The 3,035-nt window shown below is 72.8% G+C and carries 2 protein-coding genes; both read left to right on the top strand.

Annotated elements, in window-relative coordinates; genetic code table 11:
* Positions 1-26: 26 nt before the first annotated feature.
* On the top strand, positions 27-1,208 hold the full coding sequence (locus tag C1J00_RS41170) for an MFS transporter (RefSeq protein ID WP_245936715.1): 1,182 nt from the start codon (positions 27-29) through the stop codon (positions 1,206-1,208).
* A 32-nt stretch (positions 1,209-1,240) separates the two neighbouring features.
* Positions 1,241-3,007: a glycoside hydrolase family 35 protein gene (locus C1J00_RS41165; protein ID WP_102913944.1), complete on the top strand. Its 1,767-nt coding sequence runs from the start codon at positions 1,241-1,243 to the stop codon at positions 3,005-3,007.
* Positions 3,008-3,035 lie beyond the last annotated feature (28 nt).

The raw sequence follows: 3,035 nt of genomic DNA, 5'->3' as shown, positions 1-3,035 counted from the left end.
CCGGTGGCCCGTCCTTCGGAGTCCTCGTGATCGAAGAGCGCGTTGCCCGTCTCTCCCCCGCCCCGTCCGGTCCCCTGTTCAGCAGGGCCGCCGTGGTGGCCTCGTGTGCCGGCTTCGTACTCATCGGGGCGTTGCAGGCCCTGTACGGGCCGGCGATCCCGGCGCTGCGCGCGGAGTTCGGGCTGTCTCCCTCCGCCGCGGGGCTGGGACTGAGTGCTCACTTCGTCGGTGGTGTGGCCGGTGTGCTGCTGTTCGACCGGCTCTACGGGCGGGTCGGCAACCGGCGGATCCTCGGCAGCTCGTATCTGCTGATGGCCGTCGGCGCCGCCGGCTTCGCGCTGGCGCCCGACTGGCCCACCGCCCTGGCGGCGGCCCTGCTCGCCGGGCTCGGCTTCGGCGGTATCGACTACGGCCTCAACCAGCTGTTCGCCGTGGGCTTCGGCCACCGTTCGACGGCGATGCTCAACATCCTCAACGCCCACTTCGGCATCGGCGCCATCCTGGGCCCCGCCGTGATCGGCGCGGTCGGCTCCGAGCACTACCCGGCCGTCTTCCTCGTCTTCGCGCTCGCCAACCTGCCGCTGCTGCTGTGCCTGAGGGGCGTGCGGAGCCAGGTGCCCGCCCCCGCCGAACAGCCGGGCGGAGGCCGAGGCGTGCTCGGGCGGAGCCTCGGCTCGGTGCTCGCCGTCTTCGTCGTCCTCTACGTGCTGCACGTCGGCATCGAGGCCGGTGTCGGAGGCTGGGAGCCCACGCATCTGGAGACCGTCGGCTATGGCGCGGGCGTCGCCGCGACCGCCACCTCCGTGTACTGGCTGATGATGACCGTCGGCCGGTTCCTGGTCGCCCCGCTCGCGCTGCGCTTCTCCGCCCAGGCCATCATCACCGTCTCGTGTGCGGGCATGACGGTGTGTCTGCTGGCCGCGACCGTCCCGGCCCTCGCGCCCTACGCGTACGCCGGTGTCGGTCTGTTCATCGCGCCGATCTTCCCCACCGGGCTGCCCTGGCTGAACCGCGCCGCCCCGCGGGCCCGCAGGGCCGGTGCCCTGGTCATCGCGGCCTCCATGGCCGGCGGTGTCGCCGCGGGGCCGGCCCTGGGCAAGGCCATCGAGTGGTCCGGGGTCCGCGCCGTGCCGCTCCTGCTGTGCGGTGTCTCGGCCCTCTGCCTGGCCGCCACGCTCTGGCTGATCCGCGCCACCCGCTCCCGCTGACTCCACTCCTCCGTCCCGAAGGGAAGCTCCGCATGCCCGCCCTGACGACCACGTCCGACGGATTCCTGTTGCACGGCGAGCCGTTCCGGATCATCTCCGGCGCGCTGCACTACTTCCGCGTCCACCCCGGACTGTGGTCCGACCGGCTGCGCAAGGCGCGGCTGATGGGCCTCAACACGGTGGAGACGTACATTCCCTGGAACCATCACCAGCCCGGTCCCGAGGGCCCCCTGGCCCTCGACGGCTTCCTCGACCTGCCCCGTTTCCTCCGGCTCGCCCAGGACGAGGGGCTGCGGGTGCTGCTGCGTCCCGGGCCGTTCATCTGCGCCGAGTGGGACGGCGGCGGCCTGCCCGACTGGCTGACCTGCGACCCGGACATCCGGCTGCGCACCAGCGACCCCCGCTTCATTGGCGTCGTCGACCGCTACCTCGACCTCCTGCTGCCCGCGCTCCGGCCGCACATGGCCGCGGCGGGCGGTCCCGTCATCGGCGTACAGGTGGAGAACGAGTACGGGGCCTACGGCGACGACAGCGCCTATCTGAAGCACCTCGCCGACGCCTTCAGGGCCCGCGGCGTCGAGGAGCTGCTGTTCACCTGCGATCAGGCCGACCCGGGGCATCTCGCCGCCGGAGGCCTGCCCGGCGTCCTGGCGACCGCGACCTTCGGCAGCCGCGTCGAGCGGTCCCTGGAGCGGCTGCGGGAGCACCGCCCCGAAGGACCGCTGTTCTGCGCCGAGTTCTGGATCGGCTGGTTCGACCACTGGGGCGGTCCGCACCACGTGCGGGACGCGGCCGACGCCGCCGCCGACCTGGACCGGCTGCTGTCCGCCGGGGCCTCCGTCAACATCTACATGTTCCACGGCGGTACCAACTTCGGCTTCGCCAACGGCGCCAACCACAAGCACGCCTACACGCCCACCGTCACGTCCTACGACTACGACGCCGCCCTCACCGAGTGCGGCGACCCGGGCCCGAAGTACCACGCCTTCCGCGAGGTCATCTCCCGCCATGCCACCGTGCCGGACGAGCCCGCCCCGGCACCGGGCCCCAAACTCCCGACCACAGCGGTTGAGTTGGACAGCCGGGCAGCGCTCCTGCCCCTCGCCGGCTCACTCGCCGCAGCCGTGCGCACCGACGTGCCCGTGACCATGGACGAGCTCGGGCAGCGCACCGGCTACGCCCTCTACCGCACCACCCTCCCGGCCGACGGCGACGGGCTGCTGCACTTCGCCCGCGGGGTGGGCGACCGCGCCCAGGTCTTCGTCGACGGCGCGCCCGTCGGCCTACTGGAGAGCGAACGCCACGACGAGTCGCTGCCCGTGCGCGTGCCGCGTCCCGGTGCGACGCTGGAGGTCCTCGTCGAAAACATGGGCGGCGTCAACTACGGCCCCCGCATCGGAGCGCCCAAGGGACTGCTCGGACCCGTCTCCTTCAACGGCACGGACCTGACCGGCTGGGACTGCCGCCCGCTGCCGCTCGGCGACCTGGACGCGGTGCCGTTCGCCCCGGCCGGTGACGCGCCGCTCACCGTTCCGGCCTTCCACCGCGGCACCTTCGACGTCGGCACACCCGCCGACGCCTTCCTCTCCCTGCCCGGCTGGTCGAAGGGCCAGGCCTGGGTCAACGGCTTCCACCTGGGCCGCTACTGGAACCGCGGCCCGCAGCGCACGCTGTACGTCCCCGCGCCGGTGCTGCGTCCGGGCTCCAACGACCTCGTCCTGCTGGAAATGCAGGGCACCACCGCCACCGGTGCCCTGCTCACCGACACCCCCGACCTCGGCCCGGAGAACACCTGGTGACGCATCTCCTGCGCGTGCCCCCGCCCGC

Source organism: Streptomyces cahuitamycinicus (assembly GCF_002891435.1).
Classification (GTDB): domain Bacteria; phylum Actinomycetota; class Actinomycetes; order Streptomycetales; family Streptomycetaceae; genus Streptomyces; species Streptomyces cahuitamycinicus.
The sequence above is the reverse complement of the archived record's forward strand: the minus strand, read 5'-3'. Positions and strand labels throughout refer to the sequence as shown.

Excerpts from the sequence above, each read along its gene's own strand:
- C1J00_RS41165 (WP_102913944.1), top strand. The coding sequence starts at position 1,241 with ATGCCCGCCCTGACGACCACGTCCGACGGATTCCTGTTGCACGGCGAG.